The organism is Thiobacillus sp. SCUT-2, from assembly GCF_035621355.1.
In the GTDB taxonomy this organism is placed as follows: Bacteria; Pseudomonadota; Gammaproteobacteria; order Burkholderiales; family Thiobacillaceae; genus Thiobacillus; species Thiobacillus sedimenti.
Genome location: NZ_CP141769.1, coordinates 2,466,086 through 2,489,953, shown reverse-complemented (window position 1 = coordinate 2,489,953; position 23,868 = coordinate 2,466,086). Strand labels below are relative to the sequence as shown.

23 protein-coding genes are annotated in these 23,868 nt (G+C 69.2%); 17 read left to right on the top strand and 6 right to left on the bottom strand.

The window, feature by feature from the left end; genetic code table 11:
• The first annotated feature begins 89 nt into the window (after positions 1–89).
• From murU to VA613_RS12410, 6 genes are all read left to right on the top strand, one after another.
• A complete protein-coding gene (murU, locus tag VA613_RS12435; protein WP_324779333.1) occupies positions 90–803 on the top strand; it encodes an N-acetylmuramate alpha-1-phosphate uridylyltransferase MurU in 714 nt (237 codons plus the stop codon).
• Positions 793–2,094, top strand: coding sequence for an aminopeptidase P N-terminal domain-containing protein (locus VA613_RS12430; RefSeq protein ID WP_324779332.1), 1,302 nt, complete (start codon positions 793–795; stop codon positions 2,092–2,094). Before murU ends, VA613_RS12430 begins: the two co-directional genes overlap by 11 nt.
• Positions 2,091–3,245: an FAD-dependent monooxygenase gene (locus tag VA613_RS12425; protein ID WP_324779331.1), complete on the top strand. Its 1,155-nt coding sequence runs from the start codon at positions 2,091–2,093 to the stop codon at positions 3,243–3,245. The genes VA613_RS12430 and VA613_RS12425 overlap by 4 nt, the downstream gene beginning before the upstream one ends.
• A gap of 67 nt (positions 3,246–3,312) precedes the next feature.
• Entirely contained in the window at positions 3,313–4,470 is a 1,158-nt protein-coding gene (locus VA613_RS12420) for a UbiH/UbiF family hydroxylase (protein WP_324779330.1), read from the top strand.
• Positions 4,471–4,500: 30 nt separating this feature from the next.
• Positions 4,501–5,211, top strand: a complete 711-nt coding sequence (locus VA613_RS12415; protein WP_324779329.1) for a DsbC family protein — start codon at positions 4,501–4,503, stop codon at positions 5,209–5,211.
• Complete coding sequence (locus VA613_RS12410) at positions 5,208–5,813, top strand: SAM-dependent methyltransferase (RefSeq protein WP_324779328.1); 606 nt, start codon at positions 5,208–5,210, stop codon at positions 5,811–5,813. Before VA613_RS12415 ends, VA613_RS12410 begins: the two co-directional genes overlap by 4 nt.
• Before the next feature lie 15 nt (positions 5,814–5,828).
• On the opposite strand, the gene VA613_RS12405 is transcribed toward VA613_RS12410, so the two are convergent.
• Positions 5,829–6,689 (bottom strand): LysR family transcriptional regulator, encoded by an 861-nt coding sequence (locus VA613_RS12405; RefSeq protein ID WP_324779327.1) that lies wholly within the window; start codon positions 6,687–6,689, stop codon positions 5,829–5,831.
• Between the two features lie 102 nt (positions 6,690–6,791).
• Here VA613_RS12405 and VA613_RS12400 point away from each other — a divergent pair, with 102 nt between their 5' ends.
• The 3 genes from VA613_RS12400 (at position 6,792) to VA613_RS12390 (ending at position 10,340) form a co-directional block, all read left to right on the top strand.
• The gene (locus VA613_RS12400) at positions 6,792–7,139 is read left to right on the top strand and encodes a TusE/DsrC/DsvC family sulfur relay protein (RefSeq protein ID WP_324779326.1); all 348 of its coding nucleotides are present in this window, start codon (positions 6,792–6,794) and stop codon (positions 7,137–7,139) included.
• A 19-nt stretch (positions 7,140–7,158) separates the two neighbouring features.
• Positions 7,159–7,887: an HPP family protein gene (locus VA613_RS12395; RefSeq protein ID WP_324779325.1), complete on the top strand. Its 729-nt coding sequence runs from the start codon at positions 7,159–7,161 to the stop codon at positions 7,885–7,887.
• Positions 7,888–7,970: 83 nt separating this feature from the next.
• Positions 7,971–10,340, top strand: coding sequence for a glycoside hydrolase family 15 protein (locus tag VA613_RS12390; RefSeq protein ID WP_324779324.1), 2,370 nt, complete (start codon positions 7,971–7,973; stop codon positions 10,338–10,340).
• A gap of 65 nt (positions 10,341–10,405) precedes the next feature.
• Here VA613_RS12390 and katG read toward each other — a convergent pair whose 3' ends face one another.
• Positions 10,406–12,595, bottom strand: a complete 2,190-nt coding sequence (gene katG / locus VA613_RS12385; protein WP_324779323.1) for a catalase/peroxidase HPI — start codon at positions 12,593–12,595, stop codon at positions 10,406–10,408.
• A gap of 421 nt (positions 12,596–13,016) precedes the next feature.
• On the opposite strand from katG, the gene VA613_RS12380 reads away from it, so the two are divergent.
• The 7 genes from VA613_RS12380 to VA613_RS12350 all read left to right on the top strand — a co-directional run bounded on the left by VA613_RS12380 (position 13,017) and on the right by VA613_RS12350 (position 18,453).
• Positions 13,017–14,741, top strand: coding sequence for a chloride channel protein (locus tag VA613_RS12380; protein WP_324779322.1), 1,725 nt, complete (start codon positions 13,017–13,019; stop codon positions 14,739–14,741).
• A gap of 106 nt (positions 14,742–14,847) precedes the next feature.
• The gene (locus VA613_RS12375; protein WP_324779321.1) at positions 14,848–15,753 is read left to right on the top strand and encodes a LysR substrate-binding domain-containing protein; all 906 of its coding nucleotides are present in this window, start codon (positions 14,848–14,850) and stop codon (positions 15,751–15,753) included.
• The gene (locus tag VA613_RS12370) at positions 15,753–16,118 is read left to right on the top strand and encodes a YidH family protein (protein WP_324779320.1); all 366 of its coding nucleotides are present in this window, start codon (positions 15,753–15,755) and stop codon (positions 16,116–16,118) included. The genes VA613_RS12375 and VA613_RS12370 overlap by 1 nt, the downstream gene beginning before the upstream one ends.
• A gap of 148 nt (positions 16,119–16,266) precedes the next feature.
• Positions 16,267–16,740, top strand: coding sequence for a rubrerythrin family protein (locus tag VA613_RS12365; RefSeq protein WP_324779319.1), 474 nt, complete (start codon positions 16,267–16,269; stop codon positions 16,738–16,740).
• Positions 16,741–16,787: 47 nt separating this feature from the next.
• Positions 16,788–16,961, top strand: a complete 174-nt coding sequence (locus VA613_RS12360) for a rubredoxin (protein WP_324779318.1) — start codon at positions 16,788–16,790, stop codon at positions 16,959–16,961.
• Between the two features lie 50 nt (positions 16,962–17,011).
• Positions 17,012–18,211, top strand: a complete 1,200-nt coding sequence (locus tag VA613_RS12355) for an FAD-dependent oxidoreductase (protein ID WP_324779317.1) — start codon at positions 17,012–17,014, stop codon at positions 18,209–18,211.
• Complete coding sequence (locus VA613_RS12350; RefSeq protein ID WP_324779316.1) at positions 18,208–18,453, top strand: GDCCVxC domain-containing (seleno)protein; 246 nt, start codon at positions 18,208–18,210, stop codon at positions 18,451–18,453. The genes VA613_RS12355 and VA613_RS12350 overlap by 4 nt, the downstream gene beginning before the upstream one ends.
• A gap of 17 nt (positions 18,454–18,470) precedes the next feature.
• Here VA613_RS12350 and VA613_RS12345 read toward each other — a convergent pair whose 3' ends face one another.
• Entirely contained in the window at positions 18,471–18,917 is a 447-nt protein-coding gene (locus VA613_RS12345) for a rhodanese-like domain-containing protein (RefSeq protein WP_324779315.1), read from the bottom strand.
• Positions 18,918–19,020: 103 nt separating this feature from the next.
• Here VA613_RS12345 and queD point away from each other — a divergent pair, with 103 nt between their 5' ends.
• Positions 19,021–19,374, top strand: a complete 354-nt coding sequence (queD, locus tag VA613_RS12340; protein ID WP_324779314.1) for a 6-carboxytetrahydropterin synthase QueD — start codon at positions 19,021–19,023, stop codon at positions 19,372–19,374.
• Between the two features lie 71 nt (positions 19,375–19,445).
• Here the strand turns inward: queD and VA613_RS12335 are convergent, their stop codons facing one another.
• The 3 genes from VA613_RS12335 to VA613_RS12325 form a co-directional block, all read right to left on the bottom strand.
• Positions 19,446–19,787 carry a hypothetical protein gene (locus VA613_RS12335; protein WP_324779313.1) on the bottom strand — a complete coding sequence of 114 codons (342 nt, stop codon included), beginning with the start codon at positions 19,785–19,787 and terminating at the stop codon, positions 19,446–19,448.
• A 56-nt stretch (positions 19,788–19,843) separates the two neighbouring features.
• Positions 19,844–20,986: a hypothetical protein gene (locus VA613_RS12330; protein ID WP_324779312.1), complete on the bottom strand. Its 1,143-nt coding sequence runs from the start codon at positions 20,984–20,986 to the stop codon at positions 19,844–19,846.
• Positions 20,987–21,147: 161 nt separating this feature from the next.
• On the bottom strand, positions 21,148–23,850 hold the full coding sequence (locus VA613_RS12325) for an outer membrane beta-barrel protein (RefSeq protein ID WP_324779311.1): 2,703 nt from the start codon (positions 23,848–23,850) through the stop codon (positions 21,148–21,150).
• Between the last annotated feature and the right edge of the window lie 18 nt (positions 23,851–23,868).

Here is a 23,868-nt window from a genome sequence, read left to right as displayed (position 1 = left end):
AGTGGTGAGTGGTGAGGGGTGAGTGGTGGGCGGTGAGGGGTGAGGGGTGGGCGGTGAGGGGTGGGCGGGCGAGAGGGCGAGAGGGGAACATGAAAACGGCAATGATCCTGGCAGCGGGCCGCGGCGAGCGCATGCGCCCGCTCACCGACCGCACGCCCAAGCCGCTCCTGGTGGTCGGCGGCAAGCCGCTGATTGTCTGGCACATCGAGCGCCTGCGTGCGGCAGGCTTCACCCACATCGTCATCAACCATGCCCACCTCGGCGAGCAGATCGAGGCCGCGCTGGGGAACGGCGCGGCGTTCGGGGTGTCGATCGAGTATTCGCGCGAGGCGAGCGCGCTGGAGACCGCCGGCGGCATCGCCACGGCGCTGCCGCTCATCGGCGCGGACGCGTTCGCCGTGGTGAACGGCGACATCTACTGCGAATACGATTTTTCGCGGCTTGCCGAGCCGCTGGCGCTGCTGGCGGCGGGGCGCGACGCGGCGCACCTGGTGCTGGTCGACAATCCGGCGCACCATCCGCAGGGCGACTTCGTGCTGGACCGCGGCCGCCTGAAGGACGCCGACGCGCCGCTCACGCCGCACCCCGCGCGGCTGACCTTTGCCGGCATCGGCGCCTACCACCGCGCGCTGTTCGCCCATACGCCGGCCGGCGAGAAGGCGCCGCTGGCACCGCTGCTGCGGCTCGCGATCGACGCCGGGCGCGTGTCCGGCGAGCATTTCGGCGGGCGCTGGGTCGACGTCGGCACGCCGGCGCGCCTGGATGCCCTGGATGACGAACTGAGACACGAGCATGCAAGCTGATTCCGCGATCTACCGCGCCCGCCGTCAGCGGGTCATCGACGAGATGGGCGAGGGCGTGATGGTCATCGCCACCGCGCCCGAGGTGGCGCGCAACCGCGACACGCATTACCCCTACCGGCACGACAGCTATTTCTACTGGCTGACCGGCTTTGCCGAGCCCGAAGCGGTGGTCGTTCTGATTGCGGGTGACCAGCCGCGCCACATCCTGTTCTGCCGCGAGCGGAACGACGAACGCGAGATCTGGGACGGCTTCCGCTACGGCCCGGCCGCGGCACGCGAGGTCTTCGCCTTCGACGAGGCCTTCGCGTTCGACGCGCTCGATGCGGAGTTGCCGAAGCTGCTCGAGAACCAGCCGCAGCTCGCCTACATCATCGGCCGCGAAGCCGCGTGGGATGCGCAGGTCATGGGCTGGCTCAATACGGTGCGCGGCAAGGCGCGCAGCGGCGTCCACGCGCCGGTCCGCATGGTCGACGCGCGCGTCTGGCTGGACGAGATGCGGCTGGTGAAGGACGGCCACGAGCTCGCGCTGATGCGCCACGCCGCGGAAATTTCCACCGGCGCGCACCGCGCCGCCATGCGCGCGACGCGCCCCGGGCGTCACGAGTACGAGATCGAGGCGGAACTGCTATCCGCCTTCCGCCGCGGCGGCGCCGAGGCGCCGGCCTATACCTCGATCGTCGCCAGCGGCGCCAACGCCTGCGTGCTGCACTACGTGTTCAACAACAAGCCGATGCGCGACGGTGACCTCCTGCTGATCGACGCGGCCGCCGAGTTCGGCAGCTACGCCGCCGACATCACCCGGACCTTTCCGGTGAACGGCACCTTCAGCGCGGCGCAGAAGGACGCCTACGAACTGGTGCTGGCCGCGCAGGCCGCGGCGATCGACGCGGTGCGCCCCGGCAACCACTGGAACAGCCCGCACGAGGCGGCGGTGCGCGTGCTGACGCAGGGCATGGTCGATCTCGGCCTGCTCAAGGGCGAGGTCGACGGCCTCATCGAATCGAGCGCATACAGCCGCTTCTACATGCATCGCACCGGCCACTGGCTCGGCATGGACGTGCACGACGCCGGCGACTACAAGATCAAGGGCGCGTGGCGCCCGCTGCTGCCCGGCATGACGCTGACGGTCGAGCCGGGCCTCTACATCCGCCCGGCGGACGACGTGCCGGATGCCTTCCACAACATCGGCATCCGCATCGAGGACGACGTCGTGGTGACTGCCTCCGGCTGCGAGGTGCTGACCAATCCGCCGAAGACGGTCGCGGAGATCGAGGCGTGGATGCACGGATGACGGCTGCGCAAGACACGGGCGACCTCCTCGTCGTCGGCGCCGGCCCGGTCGGGGCGGTGCTGGCGCTGGCGCTCGCGCAGCAGGGCGTGGCGGCGCGCGTCCTCGAGGCGCAGTCCGCGGACGCACGCGGCGACACCCGTACCCTGGCGCTGGCACACGGCTCGCGTCTCATTCTCGAACGCCTCGGCGTGTGGACGCGCCTGGCCGACGTCACGCCGATCACCCGCATCCACATCTCGCAGCGCGGCGCGCTCGGCGTGACGCGGCTCGCGGCCGACGAACTCGGCGTGCCGGCCCTGGGCTACGTACTGCCCTATGCCGAACTCACCGCCGCGCTGAAGCACGCGCTGGGCGATGCCGGCATCGCCGTCGAATACGGCGTCGCGGTCGATCGCGTCGAGTCGTCCGCCGATGCCGCGCGGCTGCACACCGCCGACGGCCGCACGCTCGTCGCGCCGCTGGCGGCGGTCGCCGACGGCGGTCGCGGCGACGAGGCGCCCCAGCCGAAGTTCGAACGCAACTACGATCAGACGGCCGTGGTGTGCGACGTGCAGACCGAATTGCCGCACGCCAACCGCGCCTTCGAGCGCTTCACGCCCGAGGGCCCCGCGGCGCTGCTGCCCAAGGGCGACCGCTACGCGCTGGTCTGGACCGCAAGCCATGCCGACGCCCAGCGCATTGCCGCGCTGCCGGAGGGCGAATTCCTCGCGGCACTCTACCGGCATTTCGGCGGGCGCATGGGGCTGTTCCTCGGCGCCAGTCCGCGCAAGACCTTTCCCTTGCGGCTCGCCTGGACCGGCAGCGAGGCCGCGGACCGCGTGGTGCGCATCGGCAACGCGGCACAGACGCTGCACCCGGTCGCGGGCCAGGGCTTCAACATCGGCCTGCGCGATGCCTGGGAGCTCGCGAGCCTCGTCGGCGACACGCCGCGCGAGGCGCTCGGCAGCGCGGCGATGCTCGCCGCCTATGCGCGCGGCCGGCGCACCGACGTGCTCGGCGGCCTCGGCTTCACCGATTTCCTGGTGCGGACCTTCTCCAACGATTTCGCGCCGCTGCGCCATGCGCGGGGCCTCGGGCTGCTCGCGCTCGAAGCGGTGCCGCCGCTGAAGGCCTTCGTTGCGCGGCGCATGATGTTCGGGGCGCGCGGATGAGCTGGCTTCGTCCCTTTCCCCAACCCTCTCCCGCTTGCGGGCGAGGGGGCAAAGGTCGCGCCTGTATATGAATAACGAACGCTATCAGGCCGTCATCGTCGGCGCCGGGCTCGTCGGCGCGGCCGCGGCGCTGGCGCTCGGCAGGCAGGGCTTCCGCGTCGCGCTGATCGAACGCCAGGTACCGGCGCTGCCCGACGCGACCTGGGACACGCGCATCTATGCGATCAGCCCCGCGCCGCAGCGCTTCCTCGAGCATACCGGAGCCTGGCAGCGCCTCGACGCCGCGCGCATTCAGCCGGTGTACCGGATGGACGTCGCCGGCGACACGACGGGCGCGGTGCGGCTCGACGCCTATCAAGCCGGCGTCCCGCATCTGGCGACGATCCTCGAAAGCGGGCGTCTGCAGCACGCCTTGTGGCAGGCGATCGAGGCCGACGGCAGCGTCGACCGCTTCTGCCCGGCCGCGATCGAATCGCTCACGCGCGACGGGGACGACACCCGGATCACCCTGGCGGACGGCACGGTGTTGCGTGCCGAACTGGTCGTCGGCGCCGACGGCGCGGCATCGCGCATTCGCGACTGGGCCGGGCTCGCGTCGACGCTGGTTCCCTACGGCCAGAGCGGCGTCGTGGCGAACTTCGAGTGCGAGCGTCCGCACCGTGGCACGGCGTATCAGTGGTTCCTCGGCGGCGACATCCTGGCCTGGCTGCCCCTGCACGGGAACCGCATGTCGATGGTCTGGTCTACCGGGACTGAACATGCGGACGAACTGGTGCGCCTGGGGGCCGCGGCGCTGGCGGAAAAGGTCCGCGCCGCCGGCCACGACCGGCTGGGCAGCCTGCGCCCGCTGACGCCGGCGGCGGCGTTCCCGTTGCGCCTCATCCGGGTGGCGAGTCCGGTCGCCCCCGGCGTCGCGCTGATCGGCGATGCGGCGCACGGCGTGCATCCGCTGGCGGGGCAGGGCGTGAACCTCGGCTTCGGCGACGCCGAGGCGCTCGTCGCGGTGCTGGCGCGGCATCGGCGCGCGCACTGCGGCGACATGCGCGTGCTGCAGGCCTACGCGCGCGAGCGCGCCGAGCCGGTGCAGCGCATGCAGGCCGTCACGCACGGGCTGCACCATCTGTTCGCCGACGATCATGCGGGCTGGCTGCGCAACGCCGGGATGCGCATCGTCGACCGTCTGCCGCCGCTCAAGGCCGCGCTGGTGCGCGAGGCCATGGCCTGAGCTTTTCTGTTTTTCCTACTGGAGTCTCGAATGAAATTCACTTCCCTGGCATTGGCCGCGAGCCTGCTCTTCGCCGCATCCGCGCAGGCCGACGAAGCCGCCATCCGCAAGGCGCTCGCGCAGCAGTTTCCCGGGGCCACCATCGCCTCCGTCAAGAAGACGCCGTACAGCGGGCTGTTCGAGGTGTATCTCGACGGACAACTGATCTACATGGACGACAAGGCGCAATACGTGTTCGCCGGCGACGTCATCGATTTCAAAGGCCGGACGAACCTGACGCAGGCGCGCCTGAACGAGCTGCAGGCGGTGAAGTGGGATACGCTTCCCCTCAACAATGCGCTGAAGACCGTCAAGGGCACCGGTGCGCGCAAGCTGGTGGTGTTCTCCGACGTCGACTGCCCGTTCTGCCGCAAGTTCGAGGCCGAGCTCGCCAAGGTCGACAACATCACCGTCTACACCTTCCTCTATCCGGTTGAGGGCCTTCATCCCAAGGCGGTGCAGGCGTCGAAGCAGATCTGGTGCGCGCCCGACCGCAACAAGGCGTGGAACGACTACATCACGCGCGGCACCGTGCCGAGCAACGACGGCAAGTGCGCCAATCCGGTCGATGCCACGATCGCGCTCGGCAGCAAGCTGAGGGTCCAGGGCACGCCCACCCTGATCTTTGCCAACGGCGTGCGGGTTCCCGGCATGGTGCCGGCCGCACAGCTCGAGCGCCTGCTCGCCGCCAACGCGAAATGAGCGCCGACTTCTGGGAGGCGCGCTACGCGACCGAGGACTACATCTTCGGCACGGCGCCGAACGTGTTTCTCGCGAGCCAGGCAGCGTACGTGCGTCCCGGCATGCGCGCCCTGGCGATCGCCGACGGCGAGGGCCGCAACGGCGTTTGGCTCGCGCAGCAGGGGGCGCGGGTGCATGCGGTCGACTTCTCGCCGGCCGCGCTGGACAAGGCGCGCAAGCTCGCGGCCGAACGGGGCGTGGCGCTCGAATTCGAACAGGCCGACATTCTTTCCTGGGACTGGCCCGAGGCTGCCTACGACCTCGTGGCGGCGATCTTCATCCAGTTCGCGCCGCCCCCCGAGCGCGACCGCATCATCGCGGGCATCCGGCGCTGCCTCAAGCCCGGCGGCGTGCTCGTCCTGCAGGGCTACACACCGAAGCAGGTGGAGTTCGGTACCGGCGGCCCGCCGAGCGCGGCCAACATGTACACCGCCGAACTGCTGCGCCAGTGGTTCGCCGACTGGGACATCCTGCACCTGCGCGAGCACGAGTCCTTCATCAGCGAAGGCAGCCATCATCACGGCATGTCGGCGCTGATCGACCTGGTGGCCAGGAAGCGCTGACGACGAGGGGGCGCGCTACTTGCGCAGCTGCTCTTCCTGCGCCAGCGTACGCAGGCCTTCGAGGCCGATGGAGAGCGTCGGGGTGTCGCCCTCGCCGTCGCGCGGGAACACCATGTAGGCCGGCAGCTTGAACTGCGGATTGTCGGGGACCTCCCACAGCTGGCCGGCCTCGATGTAGTGGCGCACCAGCCGTTCGGGGAAGTAGCCACTGCCGCCATAGGTCAACAGCTGCTGTACGCCGAGCCAGCCGATGTTGGCGACCAGCGTGGGGGGCGGCGCGTCCGGATGATGGTCGCTGAACTGCGCGTGGAACTCGGGGCCCCAGTCGATGTGGATGTAGCCGTCATCGGGCCAGCCGCGGGCGGGGTCGTTCGTCACCAGCACCAGCGTCTCGTCGAACAGCGGCTCGACCACCAGCCCGGGGCGCGACGTCGGCGTATACAGCACGCCGATGTCGACGGTGCCTTCGATCAGGCTCTGCATGATGTCCTCCTCGAAGCCGATCTCCAGGCGCAGCGAGATGTCCGGCGCGGCCTTCCGCATCCAGTCGACCCAGTGGGGCAGGAAGCCCTCCCACAGCGCGATGCGCCCCGACAGCGTCAACACGTCGCGAAAGCCCTGCGGCAGGCCGACGTCGTGCAGCGCCTGTTCCAGCGTACGCACCAGATGCTTGGCGTGGCGCAGGAAGCGCTTGCCGGACGGCGTCAGTTCGGCGCCGTTGCGGCCCCGGTGGAAGAGGCGCGCGCCGAGCGTCGTCTCCAGCGAATGGATGCGGGCGCTGACGGTCGACTGGGTCACGTGGAGGCGGTTTGCCGCGGCGACGAAGTTGCCGGTGGCGGCTACGGCGAGGAAGGTGCGGGCGAGTTCGGTGTCCATGGGCTCATATCGGTATGACCGATATTAGACACCAAAATTTATCGTTGGATGGATATATAAGAGATCCCTAAACTAGGCCTCGTCATCCAACCGGAGCCTGCCATGAATCGCCGAGCCGAACTGGACAGCCTGATGCCCCCTTGCGACAACGAAGGCTTTTTGCTCGAGCCGGGAGACTGGAATCCCGCGCTCGCGTCCCTGCTTGCGGCCGAAGACGGGCTGTCCCTCACGCCCGCCCACTGGCAGGTGATCGATTTCATCCGGGCCAGTTACGCCAAGACGGAAAGCGTGCCCGAAGCCCGGCAGGTGATCCAGCACCTCGCGCGCAGCGGCGGCGACAAGCGCGCGGCCAAGCAGGCCTTGTACCAGCTGTTTCCGCGCGGCTACGGCCAGCAGGCCTGCCGCCTTGCCGGCATGCGCAAGCCGCTCAAGCTGATGCTCGACGTGTGACGGAAAGGGACGCAGCGATATGAAGATTGCCTACGTCGTCTCGGAGCGCGAGCACTGGGTATCGGCCGTCGGTGGGCTGCTGGGCCTGCTGGCGGTGGTGTGGGTGTGCCACATCTACCTCGGTGCCTATGCCGGCGGCCTCGTCGTCGCGTCGATGGGCGCCTCGGCCGTCCTCCTCTTCGCGGCGCCGCACGGTGCGATGTCGCAGCCCTGGGCCGTGTTCGGTGGGCACCTCGTCTCGGCCATTGCCGGCGTGACCGCGGCGCGCTGGCTGGCGGACAGCGATCCGCTGCTGGCCGCGGCGATGGGGGTGGGCATGGCGATCTTCGCCATGTATGCGCTGCGCTGCCTGCATCCCCCCGGCGGGGCCACGGCGCTGTATGCGGTGATGGGCGGGGACGCGATTCATGCGCTGGGCTACGGCTACGTGTTCAACCCCGTGTTGCTGAACGTGGCGGTGCTGCTCGCGGTGGCGATCGCGTACAACTACCCTTTCGCCTGGCGCCGCTACCCGCAAATATGGCACCGCAAGACCGCGGGGGCCGCGCCTGATCCCGCCCATCCCGAGGTGGAGGAGAAGGCCATGATTCCGCACAGCGATCTCGTGTATGCGCTGAGCCAGCTCGATACCTTCATCGACGTCAGCGAGGAAGACCTCCAGCGCATCTACGCGCTGGCGCTCGGGCACCACGTCTCTGCCGACGAGGCGGCACTGCAGACCGCCACCCCGGCCAGCGAGACGGCCTGAAGCAAGGCCCTCGCGGGCCTGCCCGAGTTGGCTAAAGTGAAGGTGTTGCCAGCGAGGCAGCCGCGCAGGAGGGCGGCCGCGCGATGCCATCACTCCCCAGCCCCCTTCGCCCCTTGTCGGCTGCCGGCCACGCGCCCGGCGCACCCGGCATTGCGCCGAGCTGGACCGCGTCCGACAAGGATCTGGTCGGCACGGCGCTGGGATCGTCGCGGCTGTGGTTCACCCTCGGCCACGGGATCGTCAACGAGGTCTACCACCCGCGCATCGATATCCCGCAGGTGCGCGACCTCGGCTTCATCGTCGCCGACGATGAGGGCTTCTGGGTCGAGGTCAAGCGCCACGGCGACTATGAACTGAGCCTTCCCGCGCCGGGCGTCCCGCTGCCGACCGTCGTCCACCGTCACCCGCGCTTCACGCTCACCCTGCGCCTGTGCCCCGACCCCGCGCGGGATGCGCTGCTGATCGACCTTGAACTCGAGGCCTCTCCAGACCTGCGCGTCTACGTCCTGCTTGCGCCGCACATCGGTGGCACCGGCTGGCGCAACCAGGCGGCGGCGGCGACGCATCAGGGCCGCGGCGTCCTGTGGGCGCGCCAGGGCCCGTTCGGTCTGGCGCTGGCCGGCGCGACGCCGGAGGGCGGCGATGCCCTGGGCGCGGCCTCGGCCGGTTATGTCGGCGTTTCCGACGGCTGGCAGGACTTCGCGGCCAACGGTCGCATGACCTGGCAGTATGCCGAAGCGGGTCCCGGCAACGTGGCGCTGATGGCCGAGGTGGCCCGGCGGGCGACGCTGGCGCTGGGCCTCGCGACGTCGAAGCACGCGGCCGCGACGCTGGCCGGATCGGCGCTGCTGCAACCCTTCGAGCAGACCTTCAGCCAGCAACGGGCGGCCTGGGCGGGCTGGCTGCAGGCCTGCCGCCCGGCCCGCGATCTCGGCTTGCCGGAGGAACTCGGTCCCCAGTACGCGCATTCGGCGCAGGTGCTCAAGACGCACAGCGACAAGACCTTTCTCGGCGCGATGGTGGCGAGCCTGTCGGTGCCCTGGGGCGACCAGGGCGAGGAGCGCGGCGGCTACCATCTGGTCTGGCCGCGCGATCTGGTCGAATCGGCGCAGGCCCTGCTGGTGCTGGGGTGCGCCGGCGAAGCGCGGGCGGTGTCGGGCTACCTGATGGCGACGCAGCACGCCGACGGCCACTGGAACCAGAACCAGTGGCTCGGCGGCAAGCCTTACTGGGCCGGAATCCAGCTCGACGAGACGGCGTTTCCGGTGCTGCTCGCGTCCAGCCTGGCCGCACGCGACGCGCTGGGCGGCATGCGGGTCGCCGACAGCGTCCGCCGCGCGCTCGCCTTCCTGATCCTCAACGGCCCCGCGAGCCCGCAGGACCGCTGGGAGGAGGACGCGGGCGTCAATCCGTTCACGATGGCGGTCTGCATCGCCGCGCTGGTCGCCGGCGCGGCCCTGCTGCCCGAGCCGGAGCGTGCGCTGCCGCTCGCGGTCGCCGATTTCTGGAATGCGCGCCTGGAGGACTGGTGCGTCGTGCGCGACACCGAACTCGGGGCGCGGCACGGCGCGCCCGCCTACTACATACGCGAGGCGCCGACCGCCATCCTCTGCGACGACCGCGCCATGCAGCGCGCCCTGCCGATCAACAACCACAGCTACGACCTCGCGCTTCCGGCGAGCGAGCAGGTCGCCACCGACTTCCTGCAGCTGGTGCGGCTGGGGCTGCGGCGCGCCGACGATCGCCTGGTGTGCGATTCGCTGAAGCTGGTCGACGCGCTGCTCAAGACCGATACGCCCTACGGCCCGGTCTGGCACCGCTACAACGGCGACGGCTATGGCGAACATCAGGACGGGCGCCCGTTCGACGGGGCCGGCCGCGGGCGGGGCTGGCCGCTGCTGACCGGCGAACGCGGCCATTACGAACTCGCGGCCGGGCGCGACCCGCTGCCTTATCTGCGGGCCATGGCCGCGATGGCGCGGCGCGGCCTGATCCCGGAACAGGTCTGGGACGATCGGCCGCGCGCCGGGTTCCGGCCCGGCGAGCCGACCGGCGGCGCCATGCCGCTTGCGTGGGCGCATGCCGAATTCATCAAGCTTGCGGCGTCGCGCGCGGCAGGGCGGCCGATCGATCGCCTCGAAACGGTCTGGGCCCGCTATCGTGGCGTGCGGCCCGAAGCGGCCTGGACGATCTGGACCCGCGGCGCGCCGCTCACCCGTCGCCAGCCGGGGACGGGCGTGTGGATCATCCTGCCCGAGCCGGCGATGGTGCACGTCGGATTCGACGGCTGGCACGCGGTCGCCGACGAGCCGACGCTCGCCCACGGCGCCGCGCTTCACGGCGTGCAGCTCGACGCCGCCCGGCTCGCCGGGTGCCGTCGCCTGGACTTCACCTGGCGCGCGCTGCGCAGCGGGCAGTGGCATGACGGGGTGGCGTCGATCGAGCTCGTCTGAGGCGCCCGCGTCGGCAACCCCGTCGCCGAAGCATCAGCCGGCGGCGGGTCGGCGCCTGTGGGCGCTCAGGCGAGGTCGAAGCGATCCAGGTTCATCACCTTGGCCCACGCCGCCACGAAGTCCCTGACGAACTTCTCCTGGGCATCGGCACTGGCATAGACTTCCGCCAGGGCGCGCAGCTGCGAGTTCGAGCCGAAGATCAGATCGACGCGGGTGCCGCTCCAGCGGCGTTTGCCACTCGCGCGATCGATCCCTTCGTAGACCCCGTCCTCGCCCGCCAGGGGCTTCCACGCCGTGCGCATGTCGAGCAGGTTGACGAAGAAATCGTTGCTCAGCGTGCCGGGGCGATCCGTGAAGACGCCGTGCGGCGACTGCCCGACGTTGGCGTTCAGCGCCCGCATGCCGCCCACCAGAACCGTCATCTCGGGGGCGCTGAGCGTCAGCAGCTGCGCCTTGTCGACCAGCAGTTCCTCGGCCGACACGCTGTACTGCGCCTTCTGGTAGTTGCGGAACCCGTCGGCGATCGGTTCCAGCACGGCGAAGGATTCGACGTCGGTCTGCTCCCGAGAGGCGTCCATTCGGCCCGGAGCGAAGGGAACCGTCACCTCGACGCCGGCGCGCCTCGCGGCCTCTTCGACGCCTGCGGCGCCGGCCAGCACGATCAGGTCGGCGAGCGATACCTTCTTGCCGCCGGCCGCGCCGGCGTCGAACTCGCGCCGGATGGTGTCGAGCTTCTCCAGCACGCGGGCCAGCTGCTCGGGCTGGTTGGCTTCCCAGTCCTTCTGTGGCGCGAGGCGGATGCGCGCCCCGTTGGCGCCGCCGCGCTTGTCGGAGCCGCGGAAGGTCGAAGCCGAGGCCCAGGCGGTGGCGACCAGTTCGGAGACGGTCAGGCCCGATGCCAGCACCCGGGCCTTGAGCGCGGCGATGTCCGCTTCGCCGATCAGGGGATGGTCGACCGCGGGGATCGGGTCCTGCCAGATCAGTTCCTCGGCCGGTACCTCGGGACCGAGGTAGCGCGAACGCGGGCCCATGTCGCGGTGCGTCAGCTTGAACCAGGCGCGCGCGAAGGCGTCGGCGAACGCGTCCGGGTCTTCCATGAAGCGCCGCGAGATCTTTTCGTAGGCCGGGTCGAAGCGTAGCGACAGGTCCGTGGTCAGCATGGTGGGCAGGTGCCGCTTCGACGGATCGTGGGCGTCCGGAATCGTCGCGCCGGCGCCCTTGGCCACCCACTGGTGCGCGCCGGCCGGGCTCCTGGCGAGTTCCCATTCATAGCCGAACAGGTTCCAGAAGAAGTTGTTGCTCCACTTGGTGGGCGTGGTGGTCCAGGTGACTTCCAGGCCGCTGGAGAGGGTGTCGCCGCCCTTGCCGGAGCCGAAGCTGCTCGTCCAGCCGAAGCCCTGCGCCTCGATCGGCGCGGCCTCGGGCTCGGGGCCGACGTGCGAGGCCGGGCCGGCGCCGTGGGTCTTGCCGAAGGTGTGCCCGCCGGCGATCAGCGCGACCGTCTCCTCGTCGTTCATCGCCATGCGCGCGAAGGTCTCGCGGATGTCCTTCGCGGCGGCGACCGGGTCGGGGTTGCCGCCGGGCCCTTCCGGGTTGACGTAGATCAGGCCCATCTGTACCGCCGCCAGCGGGTTTTCCAGGTCGCGCTCGCCGGAATAGCGTTGCTTGTCGTCGAGCCACGCGTTCTCGTTGCCCCAGTACACGTCCAGCTCCGGCGCGTAGATGTCCTCGCGCCCGCCGGCGAAGCCGAAGGTCTTGAAGCCCATGGATTCCAGCGCGACATTGCCGGCGAGGATGATCAGGTCGGCCCAGGAGATTTTCCTGCCGTACTTCTGCTTGACCGGCCACAGCAGGCGGCGCGCCTTGTCGAGGTTGACGTTGTCGGGCCAGCTGTTGACCGGCGCGAAGCGCTGGTTGCCGTGCCCGGCGCCGCCGCGGCCGTCACCGGTGCGGTAGGTACCCGCGCTGTGCCAGGCCATGCGCACGAAGAAGGGGCCGTAGTGGCCGAAGTCCGCCGGCCACCAGTCCTGCGAGTCGGTCATCAGCGCGCGGAGGTCCCGCTTCACCGCCGCGAGGTCGAGGCGCCTGAATTCCCCGGCGTAGTTGAAGCCTGCCCCCATCGGGTTGGACGCGGGGGGATGCTGATGCAGGATCTCCAGCGGCAGCTGGTTCGGCCACCAGTCGCGGTTCGAGGTGCCGCGCCCGGCCTTGTGATGACCGGCGTCGTGGTGAAAGGGGCATTTGCTGTCGGACATGGCGCTTCTCCCATCGATGGTGGGCTTCACGGCAGGGTGACTGCATTTAAGACCATGAGCGAAGCGTTGTCTCTTGAATAATATGAAACGAATCGATTGATGAAATCGAATGGCTCGTGCCCGACGTGCGCCGCGCAGAACGCGTCTCGCACGGGACGGTTGCGGGCACTCCGTATGGGCGGCGCAACGCATCGAGGGGCGGACGGGGCGACGCGCACGTCGAGACGCCGGCGCGTGCGACCATATATATCGTGCCGTGATATATTCTGTCCGGCGCAGACTGCCCCGGCGGGTTCCCCGGTTCGCACGCCCGAGCCCGCGCCGCTCAGGAGGCATTCCCGCCAGCCCACCACGGCGGGCCCTGCCGGTTCAGTTCAGTTTGTACCTGCCCGTATCGATCCATGCCAACCGGAAACCTGTGATGACGCATACCAAGCGAGACTATTCGGTCGACCCGCGCCTGCTGATGATGTCGGCGGCCGCCATGTTCATCGGTGCGCTGAGCACGCTCGCCGCGGCCGCGCTGCTCGCGCTGATCCATTTCTTCACGAACCTGTTCTTCTACCAGCGGTTTTCCTGGGCCGACGTCACGCCTGCGCAGCATGCGCTGGGGCCGTGGGTGATCGGCGTGCCGGCGATAGGCGGAATCCTGATCGGCCTGATGGCCCGCTACGGCAGCGAGAAGATCCGCGGCCACGGCATCCCCGAGGCGATGGAGGCGATTCTCTTCGGCAAGAGCCGGATGTCGGCGCGGGTGGCGGTGCTCAAGCCGGTCTCGTCGGGCATCGTGATCGGCAGCGGCGGGCCGTTCGGCGCCGAGGGGCCGATCATCATGACCGGCGGATCGCTCGGCTCGCTGTTCGCCCAATACCTGCACCTGACCGCCGCCGAGCGGAAGACACTCCTGGTTGCAGGCGCGTGCGCCGGGATGACGGCCATCTTCTCGACGCCGGTCGCCGCACTCCTGCTGGCCGTCGAATTGCTGCTGTTCGAACTGCGTCCCCGCAGCCTGCTCCCCGTCGCGCTGGCCTGCGCGACTGCCGGGTTCCTGCGCGATCTGGCGTTCGCCCCGGGGCCGATGTTCCCGCTGTCGACCGAGCCTGTCACGACGGCGGCGCTCGCTTCGTGCGTGATCGCGGGGCTGCTGTGCGGCGCACTGGCGGCGGCGCTGACGCTGGCGCTCTACCGGACCGAGGACTTCTTCCATGCCCTGCGCCTGCACTGGATGTGGTGGCCCGCGCTCGGCGGGCTCGTCGTCGGCATCGGCGGCTACTTCGAACCGCGTACGCTGGGCGTCGGATACGACGTGATCGGCGACCTGCTCAACGGCCGGTTCCTGCTGACGGCGGCCGTCGCCCTGCTGGCGGTGAAGGCGGTCATCTGGGTCGTCGCGCTCGGTTCCGGCACCTCGGGCGGGGTGCTCGCGCCGCTGCTGATGCTGGGGGCGGGGCTCGGGGTGCTGCTCGCGCCCCATCTGCCCGGCGGCACGCCGAGCCTGTGGGCCCTGGTGTGCATGGCAGGCGTGCTCGGGAGCACGCTCGGCGCGCCGCTCACGGCGATCGTCTTCGCCTTCGGGCTCACCCACGACAGCAATGCACTCCTGCCGCTGTTGCTGACGACCGCCGTGGCCTACGGCCTGACTGCGCTGACCATGAAGCGTTCGATCATGACCGAGAAGATCGCGCGCCGCGGCCTCCACATCTTCCGCGAATATGGCGTGGACCCGCTGGAACGGCAGCACGTCGGCGACCTGATGAGCACCGACGTGGCCGCGATCGACGCCGACACGCCGATCGCCGACGCCCTCGCGCGCTGCCGCGCCGAGCGCGACCCGCACCGCCTCTATCCGGTGACGCGCGACGGCCGGGTGATCGGCACGATCGATTGCCAGACCCTCGCTGCGCACGCGCACGCCGCCGGGCGCTGCGGCGATCATCTGCGCCCGCTGCAGCCTCACCATCTGCTGCTGCCCGGTGCGACCGCGCGCCTGGCGGCCGGGCGCATGGCGCAGCTCGAGACCGCAGGCTTGCCGGTCGTCAGGGACGCGGCGAGCATGGATCTCGTCGGCATGGTGTCGCTGCGCGACCTGCTCAAGCCCAGCCGCGGTCTGCTCGAGGAGGAAACGTTCCGCGAGCGCCTGCGGTGAGTGCGTCTCGCCGCGCGCGGCGAGTCTCGCTTGCAGGCATGCGGCACTCGCGCTTACAGTCTTGCGTGTCGTTTCCCCGGATGGCTGACGAAATGGGCGTTCGCGCATGACCCTGCAGGAACTGAAATACCTGGTGGCGCTGGCCGACCACGGCCATTTCGGCCGGGCGGCCGAAGCCTGCTTCATCACCCAGTCGACGCTCTCCACCCAGATCAAGAAGCTCGAGGACTTCCTCGGCGTCACGCTGTTCGACCGCAGCCTCAAGCGCGTCACGCCGACGCCGATCGGCAAGGAAATCCTGGCCGCCGCGCGCAACATCGTCGAGGAGGCGGAGCGGATACGCGAGCTCGCCAAACATGCCCAGGACCCGATGGCGCGCACCCTCCACCTCGGCGTCATCCCCACCCTCGGTCCCTACTACCTGCCGCATGCGCTGACGCTGGTGCACAGGAAGCATCCGGGGCTGCGCCTGCTGCTGCGCGAGGAAATGACGCCGCAGATTCTCGAGCACCTGGTCGACGGCAGCCTCGATGCGGGCCTGCTCGCGCTGCCGGTGAACGACGACGCGCTGCGCGTCGAGCCGGTCTTCCACGAGCCGTTCTACGCGGCCCTGCCGGCGGGGCACGCGCTGGCGGCGCGCGACACCCTGAAGGTGACCGACCTCCTGAAGGAGAAACTGCTGCTGCTCGACGAGGGGCATTGCCTGCGCGACCAGGCGCTCGACGTCTGCGGGGCACGGCAGGATCGGCGCGAGGAAGTGCGCGCGACGAGCCTGGAGACGCTGCGGCAGATGGTCGGCATGGGCCTCGGCGTGACGCTGCTGCCGGCGCTCGCGGTCGATGCGGCGCCGCGGGTCAGCCGCAAGGCCGTCGAGATCCGGCCGTTCAGGATGCCGGCCCCGGGCCGCACCATCGGCCTCGTGTGGCGCCGCCGTGCGCCGTTTCCGGAAACCTTCGAGCGTCTGGCCGCGACGCTCAAATCGAGCCTGCCTGCCGAAGTGGAGCCTGCCTGATGTCCGATCTCAACGATCCCCGCGTCTTCTTCGCCGCCGAACGCACGCTGATGGCATGGAACCGCACCGGCCTCACGCTGATGGCGTTCGGCTTCGTGCTCGAGCGCTTCGGTCTGTTCCTGCACGTGCTGCGCCAGAACCCGACCCAGGCGGGGCGCGACACCTCGTTCTGGATCGGCATCGCCTTCATCTCGCTGGCGCTGGGGGTCATCGGCTTTTCCATCATCCAGTTCCGCCGCGTGCTGAAGACGCTCAAGCCGGTCGAGATCCCGGCGCGCTACTGCACCTGGTCGGGCATCGCGATGAACCTCTCGGTCGTGGTGCTGGGTTTCGCGTTGCTCACCTATCTCTTCTCCGAGCTGTAGCCGCCGCGAGGCTGCGGGGCAGTCCGCACCCGCGTGATCGAGGGCGTCAATCGTCCCGATCAAAAATATCCGTTAGATAAATCAATCTGTGATCTCTAACATCGCTCCTGTCTTGATCGACAACGCAAATCAAACACAGGAGCCCATGATGCAGAACACGCAATCCCCGACCATCCGGAACCTCGAAGCCGCCTTCGCCGGCGAGTCGATGGCCCACATCAAGTACCTGTGGTTCGCGCGCCAGTGCCGCAAGGCCGGCGACGAAGCCACCGCCAGGGTGTTCGAGGACACCGCGGCACAGGAGATGCTGCACGCCTTCGGCCACGCCGAGCTCTTGTTCGCCGACGAGACCATGACGCCGGCCAGGTGCCTGCAGTACGCGATCGAGGGCGAGACCCACGAGTACACCGAGATGTACCCGACGTTCCGCCACGAGGCGATGATCGAGGGCAACAGCGCCGTGGTCGCCGATATCGACGAGCAGATCGCGGAATCGAAGGAGCACGCCGAGAGGTTCAAGGCCGTCCTGGACAAGGCTGCCAAGCGCTTCGCCGCGCTGGCCAAGGTCGAGGAGAGGCACGCGAAGCACTACCAGGCGCAGAAGGACGCGATCGCGGCCTGAACGATTGACGACATCGATTGAACACCGAATACGGGAAAGGATCCATCATGAAAGCTTGGCAATGCATCGTTTGCGGTTACCTCTACGACGAATCGAAGGGCGATCCGGCGCACGGCATCGCCCCCGGCACCCGCTGGGAGGACGTGCCAGACAGCTGGGAATGCCCGGACTGCGGCGTCTCGAAGGCCGACTTCGAGATGGTCGAAGTCACCGCAGCCTGACCTGACGACCGGGGGCGTTCGTCGCCCCCTTTGATTCAACGGAGCATCCCATGACGACACCCCTCTCTCCAATCCTCTCCCCGAACGGGGAGGGGGCGCAGATGCCGAGCCCGGACCGGCCGATCGTCATCGTCGGTTCCGGCCTCGCCGGCTACACGCTGCTGAAGGAGATCCGCAAGCGCGACGCGGCCGTACCGGTCACCCTCGTGACGGCGGACGACGGTGCGTTCTACTCCAAGCCCAAGCTGTCGAACGCGCTCGCCGCCGGCAAGCCGGCCGCGGCGCTGGCCGGCGCCAGCGCGGAGAAGATGGCGGCCGAGCAGAATGCGACCGTGCTGGCGCACACCCGTGTCTGCGCGATCGACACGCAGGCGCAGCGCATTCGCACCGACCGGGGCGAACTGGACTACGCCGGGCTGGTCCTCGCACTCGGCGCCGACCCGATTCCGCACGGCCTTCAGGGCGACGGCGCGGCCGACGTGCTGGCGGTCAACGACCTCGCCGACTATGCCGCATTCCGCGCCGCCATCGACGGCAAGCGGCGCGTCACCGTCCTCGGCGGGGGGCTCATCGGCTGCGAATTCGCCAACGATCTTGCGCAAGCAGGCTTCGCGGTCGACGTGGTGCACCTTGGCGCATGGCCGCTGGAGCGCCTGCTGCCCCAGGAAGCCGGCGTGCGCCTGGCCGACGGCCTTGCCTCGCTCGGCGTGACCTGGCATTTCGGCCGCACGGCCCAGCGCGTCGAGCACGCGGGAGAGGGCTATGGGGTGACACTCGACGACGGCGCGACGATCACGACGGATGTCGTGCTGTCGGCGATCGGCCTCCGCTCGCGCACCCGGCTCGCCCGGGCGGCCGGCCTCGCGACGGGGCGCGGCATCCAGGTCAATCGCCTGCTCGAGGCCAGCGTCCCGAACGTCTACGCGATCGGCGACTGCGCCGAGGTCGACGGCGTCGTGCTGCCCTACGTGCAGCCGCTGATGGTGCAGGCGCGCGCGCTGGGCGCCACGCTCACCGGCGCGCCGACGGCGGCTGTCTATCCGGCCATGCCGGTCGTGGTGAAGACGCCCGCGCATCCGGTCGCCGTGTTGCCGCCGACGATCGGCGCGGCGGGGGGGTGGAAGGTGGAATGCGGCGATGCCGGCGTGTGTGCGCTGCATCTCGACGCGGCCGGGCAGCTGCAGGGCTTCGCGCTCACCGGGGCCGAGACCGGCCGCCGCGACGCGCTGCTCAAGGCGCTCGCGGCATGAGCGGCACGAAGGCGGGCGGCGGCATCCCGGTCGTCGAATCGACGCTGACCTGCCCGCACTGCGGTCACGCCGAAACCGAGACGATGCCGACCGACGCCTGCCAGTGGTACTACGCATGCAAGGGCTGCGGCGCGCTGCTGCGGCCGCGGCCGGGTGACTGCTGCGTGTTCTGCTCCTACGGCAGCGTGCCGTGCCCGCCGGTGCAGGCCGGCGGCAGGAACGGGGCGTGCTGCGGCGGGTAAACCGGGCCGATACGGATTCAGCAGTTCGGGCAGGGTTCGACCGGCAGCCCGCGCGACACCCAGCCGGGCCCGGCACTGCTGCCGAGCATGCCTTCGCGCACGTTGTAGACGTGGGTAAAGCCCGCCTCCCGCAGAACGCGCTGGGCATTCGCACCGCGGTTGCCGGCGCGGCTGAGCAGGGCGATCGGCCGGTGGAGGTCGTTGCCGAGCGCGGTCCTGACCTGCCGCACGAACGCGGCTTCGCCGTTGCTCTGCGCCATGTCGATCATCAGCGCGCCCTTGACGACGCCGGTCTGCCGCCGTTCCTCGGCGGGGCGCACATCGATCAGCGTGAGGGTGCCGGCCTGCGCGCGGGCATAGGCCTCCGGCGCGGCGAGCGTGGCCGCCTGTTCCCGCGAACAGGCGAGGAGCGACAGCAGCGTGAATGCGGCGAATGCCGCAAGCGACAGACGGGGTACCGACATGGGCGCTCCGGAGGAGGACGGGGGTGGCGCTAGTGTAGCGTGCCGACGGAACGCTCCGGTAGGGGCGCGTAGCCAGCGCCGCCTGCATGGGCGAAAATGGCGCATGGACATCTTCCGCATCTTCCATCTGCAGTGCGCGCGGCGGCTGCCGGCGCTGTCGGAATCCCATCCCTGCTCGCGCCTCCATGGCCATTCGTTCCGCGTCGAGCTCGGCGTCAGCGGCGATCTCGATCCGGTGCACGGCTGGGTGGTCGACTTCGCCGAGATCGAGGCCGCGTGGCAGCCCATCCACCGCACGCTCGACCACCGCTATCTCAACGACATTCCCGGGCTGGAGAATCCCACCAGCGAAAACCTGGCGATCTGGCTGTGGGGGCAGCTGAGGCCCGTGCTTTCGGGCCTGTCCTGGGTCAAGGTCATGGAAACCCACGACTCGGGCTGTATCTACCGCGGCTAGCTGGCCCGCGCCGCGCACGAAAAAACAAAGGGCGCACCGAAGTGCGCCCTTTGCCAGTCGGTGAATGCCGGTCAGTGGGTGTGCTCGGTGCCGCTCTCGCCCTCACCTTCCTCGTGGCCGCCGGACTTGCCGTGGAAGATCTTGCCTTCCACCGACTTGCTGCCGCCTTCCGAGCTGTCGTGGTGGGCGCTGCCGCCCTTATGGGAGGAACTGCTGTGGCTGCCGCCCTTGTTGCCGCCGCCCATGTACTTCGGGCCCTTGCCCTTGCCGCCGGATTCGTGGCCACCCGATTCGTGGCCGCCCGACTCGTGACCACCGGACGAATGGCTGTCGGCGGCATAAGCGGCCGCGCTTCCAGCCGCAAGACCCGCAGCGAGCAACCCAATCGTCACCCATTTTCCGTAAGCATTCATGCTGATAACTCCTGTTGCGAACAATGCGCCGGGCGGCGAACCGCCCGGCTGGGTTCTTAGCGAACGCCGTTGTCGTGCACGAACTGGATCACCTGCAGGTAGTCGTCCGCGGCGGCTGCGAAGTCATCCGCACCGCCGGTGGGCGTCGGGTCGACCCAGTTGGTGTCGCCGAACACGGCGTCATACAGGTTGACGGTCTCCGCCTTGTACGTCACGCCATCCGGCTGCAGGACCAGGACCTGTGCCGTCGCATTCTTCCAGGTCGACTCGCGATCGTAGTTGACCGACGAGAAGTCGTAGTACGTCGTGCCGCTGTTGATGCCGAGGATCGAGTCCATGTACACGACGGTATCGACGCTGATGTTGCCGGTCTTGTCCGCCGCCGCGGCCAGCAGCGCAGCGGGGTTGAAGCCGGTGGGCAGCGTGACGCCCGCAATCGTGCCGGTCGTCATGTAGGCCTTGTACAGCGCCAGGTTCTCCAGCGGCGAATCGATCGCGGTGCCGTTCACCGTCAGGCGGCCGGCGGCATCGAGCCCGATCACGGCGCCCGTGGCGGTGAGCTTGGTCAGCGCTTCGTCGAGCGAGTGCTGCAGCACCTTGGTCGGCGCGCGCGCGACGCTCAGGCGGCCCAGGTCGACTTCGGCCGTATACACGTTCACGCCGTTGATCGTGGTCACCAGGTTGCCTTCGGCATCATAGGGAATCGTCACCAGCTTGCCGTCCACGAGATACGGGACCAAGTTGCCGGAGGCATCGTAGACGTAGGCGATGGGCTGCACCAGGCCATCCGCGTTCGTGATGGGAACGCCGTTGGCGTCGCGCAGGATCACGACCATGTCGCCGAAGAGGTCGCCCTTCTTGGTGCCCGCCGTTCCAGGCTTGCCACCGGCGCCGGCCTTGCCGCCCTTGACGCCGGCCCAGACCGGACGGTCGCTGTCTTCTTCAGCGGCCGGAATGCGGAAAATCTTGTTGGTCGATCCCCCCTTGCCTTGGCCGCCCTTGTTGGCCGAGCCTTTCTGTGCTCCGCCCTTGTTGGCGCTACCTTTCTTGGCACCGCCGTCCTCGGCCGCATGCGCGGACGAAATGACGCCGAGGTCCAGTCCTGTGACTACGCTGGCGGCCATCGGCACGGCCAGCATGGCGAACGTGGTGCTGCCGGCCAGGATCAGTTTCTTGAAATTGAATGCGTGCTGCGTCATGTATCTCTCCATTGTGAAAATTTACGCGTCAACATTTGCGTCCGACCGGCGGCCGGCGCGCAAATTTCTTTTTTACTTCAATTGAAAATTAAGTAATCTTTTTAAGATTTGCACTGACATTTCGCAATTTCGCTGCGATCGGATCGTCGCGCTTCCCCCGGTCAGAAGCGATAGCCGAACCCGAGGCGGGCCAGGCTTTCCGTGTTGTCGAAGCTCATCACGTCCGCCGCGGGTTGCGTCGGGCTGACGTTGACCGCATCGTTGTAGCGCGTATAGCTGTAGTCCATGCGGATGAAGGTGTTCTGCGTGGCCGGAATCTCGGCGCCGAGCCCGACGCGCAGGCCGTCCAGGGTGTCGCTCTGGTTGACCTCCGGACCGTTGCCGCGGTGGTAGTAGGTGTTGAAGCGCGTCCGCACCTCGCCGATGCGACCGTAGAGCAGGCTGCCGTTGGGCAGCACATAGCCGAGCCGCACGCCGGCGCCGTAGCCGCCGCGCTTGTCGGCGGCGAAGTCGCGGCCGCCGCCGCCGCCACCGGCGGCGCGCTGATGCTCCCAGCCGAAGTTCGCCGCCTCGCCCTCGAGCTCGAGGCCGACGTAGACCTGCCTGAAGGTATGGCCGTAGCCGGCGAAGATGCCGCCGGTGAAGCCCTGGCGGGCGAAGTCGCCGGTGAAGCTGTAGGGGCCCGAAGGCGGGCTTCCGTCCCACTGCGTGCCCGTGAGGTTCGTGCCGAGCACGCCGTGGCCAAGACTCGCGCCCATGTAGACGCCGTCGTGCTCGGAAGCCGGGCGCGTCGCGACGGCCGGACGCTGGCCGCCGAAGCGCCAGCCGAGGCCGAGGCTGAAGACGGCGTCGTTGTTCCGGAACGAGTCGGTGGTGTAGGTGACCGGCGCGTTGTCGGACTGGTAGGTCACGCCGTAGCTGCCGTAGCGGGTGACGCTGTAGTCGGTGCGCACGAACAGGTTGCGCGAAGCCGGGATTTCCAGGCCGAGCCCGAGGCGGGTGCCGGTGTCGGTGCGGTCCTGGTCGGAGGCGCCGGTCGCCGCATACTGGTTCTCGGTGTAATAGGTATGGAAGCGCGTGCGCACCGCGCCGAGCTTGCCGTACAGCATGCCGCCGTCGAACAGGTAGCCGGCGCGCAGGCTGGCGCCATAGTTGGCGTCCTTGTCGACGGACTGGGTGCGCGCGTCGCCCTTCGCCTTGCTGTGATACCAGCCGGCCGTGCTGTCGCCGGCGTCGACCTCGACGCCGAGGTACCAGTTGTCGGCAAGCTCGGTGCCCCAGCCGCCGAAGACGCCGTAGCTGGCGCCGAAGGCGCCCATTTCGCCCCAGTCGTAGCCGGTGCCGTTGTCGCGCGAGCCCCGCGTCGACGTGGTCAGCCCGCCGTGGCCCAGCTGGGCACCGAGGTAGAAGCCCGAGTAGAGGCCCTGCGCGCGCGGCGCCTCGGGCGCGCCGGCTTCCTGCTCGGGAATGATCGAATAGTCGCGGCTGCGCGCCGGCGTGTAGCCGACGCTGAACATGACCTGGTTGCGGCTGTATTGGGCGTTCTGGAAGCTGGAGGCGCGGTCGACGATGCGCAGGTCGGCGCCGAGGTAGACGGTCGGCATCACGTAGTAGCGCAGGCCGGCGCCGGCGTCGATGATCTTGTCGAGGCGGTCGAAGTCGTTGAACTGGCTGCGGGTGTAGGCGGCGCGGCCGTTGGCCGACAACTTGCTGGTGAGGTGGCGCTCGACCTCGAAGCCGTAGGTGGTGTCGGTCGAGCTGGACGCATAGACCCCGTTGCCGAACACGACGGTCTCTTCCAGCGAACGGTCGATGAAAGCCGTCGCGGTCGTCTGCGACGTCGGCTTCCACGCGACCAGCGCGCCGAAGTAGGGCTTGTTGATGTCGGAGAAGCCGCTGTAATCGAAGTTCTGCTGCATCACGCCGGCGAAGGCCTCGCCCGCGATGCGCTGCGGCTGCAGGGTGAACTTCAGGCCGGCCGCGGCACGGTAGCCGTCGGAGTCGCGGTTGAAGGTCTGGCCGGGAATCAGGTTGTCGTAGCGGCGCGTGTCGGTCGACACCTGGCCGAAGACCTCGTATTGCGGCGACAGCACGTAGCCCAGGCGCACGCCCAGCGAGCCGAGGTTGTAGTCGCGGTAGTCGTTGTTGACCGTCGCGCCGCTCGGCAGCGCGCCGTTCAGGTAGTCGTACTGGTCCCAGGTGCCGCCGGCGCGCAGGCGGAAGGCGCCGAACGCATGCGAAATCCCGAGGTGGGCTTCCTCGTGGTCGTAGCGCGTCGGCTCGACCTGCGACAGGTTGCTGCCGGGCGTCGACCGGTCCTCGTGGTCGCGCGAGTGGCGGGCGCCGCCGAAGACGTTGGTGTTCGGGCTGATGTCGTAGCGGCCGTCGAAGCCGAGCCAGTAGTCGTCGACGTTTTCCGCGTCGTGCTTCCGGTAGCGGTCGAAGTCGCCGCCGGCATCGAAGTTCAGCGCATGCCGCGTCCACTTCGATTTGACGGCGACGGACGGCGACAGCGTATAGACGACGTCTTCGCTCAGGTAGCTGTGCAGGGAGCCGTCCGGGCGTTCGGCGTAGATGTTGTCGTCGTAGGTCGCGGCAAGCGACACCTCGGGGAAGACCAGGAAGGAGCCCCAGGGCAGGCCGACGAACTCGCTCGGCATCGGCGGGAAGACGGGCGGAGTCGGGCGGGTCGCCAGCACCGGCGCCACCGGGGTCGTGACCGGCGCCGTGCCCGGGGTCCCGGCCGCGTTCTGGTTCTGGTTCTGCACCGGCGGCGGCGACGGCGGTGCGCCCCAGGCGTTGAACGACGTGGCGCTGAACAGCGTGGCCATGCAGGCCGCGAGCGGCTTCAGGGAAGACTTCATGGATTCTCCGTCAGGGGT

Excerpts from the sequence above, each read along its gene's own strand:
- murU (WP_324779333.1), top strand. The coding sequence starts at position 90 with ATGAAAACGGCAATGATCCTGGCAGCGGGCCGCGGCGAGCGCATGCGC.
- VA613_RS12430 (WP_324779332.1), top strand. The coding sequence starts at position 793 with ATGCAAGCTGATTCCGCGATCTACCGCGCCCGCCGTCAGCGGGTCATC.
- VA613_RS12425 (WP_324779331.1), top strand. The coding sequence starts at position 2,091 with ATGACGGCTGCGCAAGACACGGGCGACCTCCTCGTCGTCGGCGCCGGC.
- VA613_RS12420 (WP_324779330.1), top strand. The coding sequence starts at position 3,313 with ATGAATAACGAACGCTATCAGGCCGTCATCGTCGGCGCCGGGCTCGTC.
- VA613_RS12415 (WP_324779329.1), top strand. The coding sequence starts at position 4,501 with ATGAAATTCACTTCCCTGGCATTGGCCGCGAGCCTGCTCTTCGCCGCA.
- VA613_RS12410 (WP_324779328.1), top strand. The coding sequence starts at position 5,208 with ATGAGCGCCGACTTCTGGGAGGCGCGCTACGCGACCGAGGACTACATC.
- VA613_RS12405 (WP_324779327.1), bottom strand. The coding sequence starts at position 6,689 with ATGGACACCGAACTCGCCCGCACCTTCCTCGCCGTAGCCGCCACCGGC.
- VA613_RS12400 (WP_324779326.1), top strand. The coding sequence starts at position 6,792 with ATGAATCGCCGAGCCGAACTGGACAGCCTGATGCCCCCTTGCGACAAC.
- VA613_RS12395 (WP_324779325.1), top strand. The coding sequence starts at position 7,159 with ATGAAGATTGCCTACGTCGTCTCGGAGCGCGAGCACTGGGTATCGGCC.
- VA613_RS12390 (WP_324779324.1), top strand. The coding sequence starts at position 7,971 with ATGCCATCACTCCCCAGCCCCCTTCGCCCCTTGTCGGCTGCCGGCCAC.
- katG (WP_324779323.1), bottom strand. The coding sequence starts at position 12,595 with ATGTCCGACAGCAAATGCCCCTTTCACCACGACGCCGGTCATCACAAG.
- VA613_RS12380 (WP_324779322.1), top strand. The coding sequence starts at position 13,017 with ATGACGCATACCAAGCGAGACTATTCGGTCGACCCGCGCCTGCTGATG.
- VA613_RS12375 (WP_324779321.1), top strand. The coding sequence starts at position 14,848 with ATGACCCTGCAGGAACTGAAATACCTGGTGGCGCTGGCCGACCACGGC.
- VA613_RS12370 (WP_324779320.1), top strand. The coding sequence starts at position 15,753 with ATGTCCGATCTCAACGATCCCCGCGTCTTCTTCGCCGCCGAACGCACG.
- VA613_RS12365 (WP_324779319.1), top strand. The coding sequence starts at position 16,267 with ATGCAGAACACGCAATCCCCGACCATCCGGAACCTCGAAGCCGCCTTC.
- VA613_RS12360 (WP_324779318.1), top strand. The coding sequence starts at position 16,788 with ATGAAAGCTTGGCAATGCATCGTTTGCGGTTACCTCTACGACGAATCG.
- VA613_RS12355 (WP_324779317.1), top strand. The coding sequence starts at position 17,012 with ATGACGACACCCCTCTCTCCAATCCTCTCCCCGAACGGGGAGGGGGCG.
- VA613_RS12350 (WP_324779316.1), top strand. The coding sequence starts at position 18,208 with ATGAGCGGCACGAAGGCGGGCGGCGGCATCCCGGTCGTCGAATCGACG.
- VA613_RS12345 (WP_324779315.1), bottom strand. The coding sequence starts at position 18,917 with ATGTCGGTACCCCGTCTGTCGCTTGCGGCATTCGCCGCATTCACGCTG.
- queD (WP_324779314.1), top strand. The coding sequence starts at position 19,021 with ATGGACATCTTCCGCATCTTCCATCTGCAGTGCGCGCGGCGGCTGCCG.
- VA613_RS12335 (WP_324779313.1), bottom strand. The coding sequence starts at position 19,787 with ATGAATGCTTACGGAAAATGGGTGACGATTGGGTTGCTCGCTGCGGGT.
- VA613_RS12330 (WP_324779312.1), bottom strand. The coding sequence starts at position 20,986 with ATGACGCAGCACGCATTCAATTTCAAGAAACTGATCCTGGCCGGCAGC.
- VA613_RS12325 (WP_324779311.1), bottom strand. The coding sequence starts at position 23,850 with ATGAAGTCTTCCCTGAAGCCGCTCGCGGCCTGCATGGCCACGCTGTTC.